This is a genomic window from Anaerolineales bacterium, from assembly GCA_016928575.1.
Lineage (GTDB): Bacteria > Chloroflexota > Anaerolineae > Anaerolineales > RBG-16-64-43 > JAFGKK01.
In genome coordinates this window covers 1-4,511 of record JAFGKK010000137.1, presented here as the reverse complement: position 1 = coordinate 4,511, position 4,511 = coordinate 1, and the positions used below count along the sequence as shown (strand labels likewise).

Below are 4,511 nucleotides of genomic sequence, written 5' to 3'. Positions count from 1 at the left end.
CGCGGGGCAGGCGCGGGGACAGGCGCGGGGACAGGCGCAGGGGCAGGCGCGGGGCAGGCCCTATTCTCCGTTTGTGCGTCTTCCGCTGGCTAAATCCCTGCGCAATATGCGAGTCCGATCGTGCCTGGCCCGACATGCGTTCCGATCGTCGGGCTGACCTCGCTGAGGATGCATTCATCCGGCTGGAAACGGTCCTGCGCGGCATGCATCAGCGCCTGGGCTTCTTCCAGGGCCGAGGCGTGCAGCGGGCTGATCCGTAGGGGGCGCCGGCCGGCGACCTGCGCTTCGACCAGGTCCAGCATCCGCTCCGTGGCCTTCTTTTTCGTGCGCACGCTTTCCAGCGCCTCCACTTTGCCTTCCCGGACGGTGAGCAGGGGCTTCAGATTCAGCGCGGTGCCCAGGAACCGTTGGGCTCCGCCGATCCGTCCGCCGCGGTGCAGGAACTCGAGCGTGTCGACCACGAACACCACGTTGGTGCACGCGATGGCTTGGCGGGCGGCCTGCGCCGCCTCCGCAAGCCGGGCGCCGGATTGCGCGGAACGCGCCGCGGCGAGGGCGGCGAAACCCTCGGCCATGGCCGAACTCATGGAATCCACGATTTCGATCGAGGCGTCCGGCATGGATTGCTTGGCGCGCACGGCGGATTCGACGGTGCCGGAAAGACGGCTGGAGATGAACACGCCCAGAATGGATTTTCCCTCGGCCAGGATCGGGGCGAATATCCTGATGAATTCCTCCGGGGTGGTCTGGGAAGTGGTCGGGATTGTCTTGGAGGTTTTCAACCGGGCATAGAACTGCTCGGGGGTGATGTCCAAGCCGTCATGGAGGGTTTTTCCGTCCCACACAACCGCGAGCGGGGCGACCTGAATGCCGTATTGCCGCAGTAATTCCGGCGGGATGTGCGCGGTGCTGTCGGTTACAACTACGGTTTGGTTCATGGCTTTCCTCCCGGCAGCCGGTTTCGTCAATTTCGTCGATTTCCATTATACCGGACGGTCCGGTGCGGATGGGATTCGAACCGGTGGAGCGGCGCCGTGGAATCCGCGGTTGACGGGTTTCTCACGGCTACCGTACAATGCCCGGCATGGAAAAGCAGGCGCCGAAAACCGTTCTCGTTCACCGCGGCCGCAAGTTCGAGGTCCGCAGCGGAACCACGCTGCGCGACGCGATCCGCAAAACCGGCCTTTCCCCTGAAGCCGTCCTGGCCGTCCGGGACGGCGAGCTAGTCATCGACGACCGGATCCTCCAGCCGGGCGAGGAGATCCGGCTGGTGTCGGTGATGTCCGGAGGCTGAGGATGAAGTGCCGCAAGTGCGGGGAGCGCGCGGCGATCAACATGCGCCAGCACAAGCTGGCGCTGTGCCGCGCGCATTTCCTGGAGTGGCTTCCCGAACAGACCGAGAAGGCGATCGCACACTACCGCATGTTCGCACACGGGGACAGAATCCTCGTTGCCGTGAGCGGCGGAAAGGATTCGTTGGCGCTGTGGGACGTGCTTTGCCGCCTGGGCTACGCGGCCGACGGCCTCTACATCGATCTGGGGATCGACGAGGGGACCGCCCATTCGTCGAAATCGCGCGCACTGTGCGAGGAGTTCGCCGCCGCGCGCGGCGTGCCGCTGAAGGTGGTCTCCGTCGCGGAGGAATACGGCGCGTCGATCCCGGAAGCCGCGCGCCGTACGCTCCGCGGAAGGCGCAAGCCGTGTGCCGTCTGCGGAATGGTCAAGCGGCATATCATGAACCGGATCTCCCGCGAAGGGGGATACGCCGCCGTGGCGACCGGGCACAACCTCGACGACGAGGCCGCCGTCCTGCTCCACAACGCCATGATCTGGGCCGGGGGGTACCTCGCCCGCCAAGCGCCGGTTCTGCCGGCCACGCGTCCGGGACTCGCGCGGAAGGTGAAACCCTTCTGCCGGATGTACGAGCGCGAAACGGCGGCGTATGCGCTGATGACGCCGATTGAATACCTCTACGAAGAGTGTCCCTTCTCCGAGGGTTCCTCGACCCTGTATTACAAGAACCTGCTTAACCGGATGGAAGAGGACCGCCCGGGGGCCAAACTGCAGTTCTACCTGGCCTTTCTGCAAGCCAAGGAGCAGGGGCTGTTCGCCCCGGGCGCGTCGGGGGATGCCGACCTGCACGAGTGCGAGAAATGCGGGCAACCCACCTCCGCGCCGGGCAAATGCGCCTTTTGCCGTCTGTGGGACACCCTCACGCCCCAACCCCCTCTTCCAGCTGATGCTGGGAGAGGGGGAGTGAAGGAGTGAGGGAGATAGATAGAAGGATGTCATGAAACAACACCGCTTTTTCCCGCTCGTCACCGCCGTCTTCGTTACCGCGCTGATTGTTTCGAACATCGTCGCCGTTAAGCAAATCGAGCTCGGACCCTTCAAGCTCACCGCGGCCCTGCTGATCTTCTCGGTGTCCTACATCTTCGGCGATGTGCTCACCGAGGTGTACGGCTACGCCAAGGCGCGGCAAGTGATCTGGATCGGGTTCGGCTGCAATTTGCTGGCAGTGGTTTCGTTCCTCGCGGCCGGCGCGCTGCCGCCTTCCTCCACCTGGGCCCTGCCGGGGTTTGAATCGTCCGCGGCGTCGCAAACCGCCTACGACGCGATCCTCGGCTACACCCCGCTGATTTTGCTGGCGTCGTTCGCCGCCTACCTGGCCGGGGAATTCCTCAACTCGTTCGTGATGGCCAAGATGAAGATCTGGAGCGGGGGGCGCCGCCTTTGGATGCGCACGATCGGCTCCACCTTCGTGGCCCAAATCGCCGATACGGGGATCTTCGTTGGGATTCTCGCCTTCGGAGGCCTGGTCGCGCCCGGCGACGTGCTGCCGATCATGCTCGGCGAGTGGCTTTCCAAGGTCGCCTACGAGGTGTTGGCCACGCCGGTCACCTACCGGGTGGTCAATTGGCTGAAGCGCAAGGAGAACGAGGATTATTTCGACCGCGAGACGGATTTCACGCCGTTTAAATTCTGACCACTCCCGATTGACGGGTCATCCGCATAAAAAAAACGATCAGACCAATGAACGCGATGGCTGCCGGCATACGGCGGCGCGTTGCATGCCGGACGACCTTCCCCCCGGTCTATTTCCGAGCGTCCTCCGCGTCACACCGGCATGATCCGCGGCTCCTGGTTGGCGGCGTTCTTGCGGTGGTTCCAATACCCCTCGACGGCGAACAGGATCAGCGCCAGCCAAATGATGACGAACCCCGTCAACCGCTCCGGCGTCAGCGGTTCGTCGTAGAGAAGCACGCCGAGCAAAAAATACATCGAGGGGGCGATGTATTGCAGCACGCCGACCAGGAACAGCGTAATGCGCTGGGTCGCCGCGGCGAACAGCAGCAGGGGGACCGCGGTGACCGCACCCGCACCGATCAGCAGCAGGTTGATCGCCGGGCCGGAATGGAGGAAAGCCCCGGTGCCGGATAGCTCCATGGCCAGCAGGTAGGCGAGCGCCGGCAGCAGCAGGAGCGTCGTTTCCAGCGCAATGCTGTGCAGTGCACTCAACGGGGCCACCTTCTGCAGGAAGCCGTAAATTCCGAACGAGCAAGCCAGGACCAAGGCGATCCAGGGGAAATACCCGTAGGCGAAGGTCAGGTAGAGCATCCCGGCCGCGGCCAGGGCGACCGGGATCCATTGGAAAGGCCGCAGCCGCTCGCGCAGAAACGCCATCCCCAGCAGCATGGAAAGCAGCGGGTTGATGAAATACCCCAGACTGGTCTCGACGATGTTGCCGGTGATGGTCGCCCAGACGTAGATCAGCCAGTTGACCGCCAGGAACACCGCCGCCGCGCCGTAAATCAGCAGGATCCGCGGCGAGGAAATCTCGGCCTTGAACGCCCTCCCCTGACCGAGCACGGCGAGCAGGATCATCATGAAAACGAACGACCATACGATTCGGTGGCCGAGAAGCTGCAGGGCGGGGATCCCCTGCAGGGCCTTCCAGTACATCGGAAAGAGCCCCCAGGTGAAATAGGCGAGGACCGCGTACCAAAAACCCTTATGCATCCGATCCGCTCCCCGTCCGCATCCGTTTTTCCACGCTTTCGATTTTCTCCTCCATCGTCTGCCCGCGGTCGGTGCGGGTGTTGAACTTCAGCGCGCTGAAGATGCGCGGGGCGCCCATCCGGTGCACCTCCTCGTGGCAGCGTTTGACCGCCGCAAGCACTTCGTCCCACTCCCCCTCGAGGTTGGTGCCGTTGGCGTGCAGCTGGACCTTCACTCCGGCGCCGCGCAGGATCTGCTCGCAGGCGGCGACGTACGGCGAGAGCGAAACGCCCGCGCCGAGCGGGACGATTGTAAAATCCACGATCACTTTCATCGGGGCCTCCCGGAAACCTTTTTCACCGCAGAGCCCGCCCCCGGCGGGCCGGGGGACACAGAGGACGCGGAGTTTTTTATTATAATTTATTGTATCTGCTCAGCCTCAGTAATATTGAAATGAAATCCTGCTCTTTTCCATCCTCACCCCTATCCCCTGGCCCCTTCCCCCTCTCCTG

General features: G+C 63.6%; 6 protein-coding genes. 3 read left to right on the top strand and 3 right to left on the bottom strand.

Translation table 11 applies throughout. The features are described 5' to 3' along the window. Window positions 1–89: 89 nt before the first annotated feature. A complete protein-coding gene (locus tag JW929_16715; protein MBN1441049.1) occupies window positions 90–938 on the bottom strand; it encodes a DegV family protein in 849 nt (282 codons plus the stop codon). 146 nt (window positions 939–1,084) lie between these two features. On the opposite strand from JW929_16715, the gene JW929_16710 reads away from it, so the two are divergent. Genes JW929_16710 through JW929_16700 form a run of 3 tightly spaced genes read left to right on the top strand, consistent with a single transcriptional unit; the run spans window position 1,085 to window position 2,986 of the window. After that, complete coding sequence (locus JW929_16710; protein MBN1441048.1) at window positions 1,085–1,294, top strand: MoaD/ThiS family protein; 210 nt, start codon at window positions 1,085–1,087, stop codon at window positions 1,292–1,294. A gap of 2 nt (window positions 1,295–1,296) precedes the next feature. Continuing rightward, on the top strand, window positions 1,297–2,268 hold the full coding sequence (locus JW929_16705; protein MBN1441047.1) for an adenine nucleotide alpha hydrolase family protein: 972 nt from the start codon (window positions 1,297–1,299) through the stop codon (window positions 2,266–2,268). A gap of 22 nt (window positions 2,269–2,290) precedes the next feature. Then, window positions 2,291–2,986: a queuosine precursor transporter gene (locus JW929_16700; protein MBN1441046.1), complete on the top strand. Its 696-nt coding sequence runs from the start codon at window positions 2,291–2,293 to the stop codon at window positions 2,984–2,986. Window positions 2,987–3,117: 131 nt separating this feature from the next. On the opposite strand, the gene rarD is transcribed toward JW929_16700, so the two are convergent. Beyond that, window positions 3,118–4,020, bottom strand: a complete 903-nt coding sequence (gene rarD, locus JW929_16695; protein ID MBN1441045.1) for an EamA family transporter RarD — start codon at window positions 4,018–4,020, stop codon at window positions 3,118–3,120. Then, a complete protein-coding gene (locus JW929_16690; GenBank protein ID MBN1441044.1) occupies window positions 4,013–4,333 on the bottom strand; it encodes an MTH1187 family thiamine-binding protein in 321 nt (106 codons plus the stop codon). Before JW929_16690 ends, rarD begins: the two co-directional genes overlap by 8 nt. Window positions 4,334–4,511 lie beyond the last annotated feature (178 nt).

Excerpts from the sequence above, each read along its gene's own strand:
- rarD (MBN1441045.1), bottom strand. The coding sequence starts at position 4,020 with ATGCATAAGGGTTTTTGGTACGCGGTCCTCGCCTATTTCACCTGGGGG.
- JW929_16705 (MBN1441047.1), top strand. The coding sequence starts at position 1,297 with ATGAAGTGCCGCAAGTGCGGGGAGCGCGCGGCGATCAACATGCGCCAG.
- JW929_16690 (MBN1441044.1), bottom strand. The coding sequence starts at position 4,333 with ATGAAAGTGATCGTGGATTTTACAATCGTCCCGCTCGGCGCGGGCGTT.
- JW929_16715 (MBN1441049.1), bottom strand. The coding sequence starts at position 938 with ATGAACCAAACCGTAGTTGTAACCGACAGCACCGCGCACATCCCGCCG.
- JW929_16700 (MBN1441046.1), top strand. The coding sequence starts at position 2,291 with ATGAAACAACACCGCTTTTTCCCGCTCGTCACCGCCGTCTTCGTTACC.
- JW929_16710 (MBN1441048.1), top strand. The coding sequence starts at position 1,085 with ATGGAAAAGCAGGCGCCGAAAACCGTTCTCGTTCACCGCGGCCGCAAG.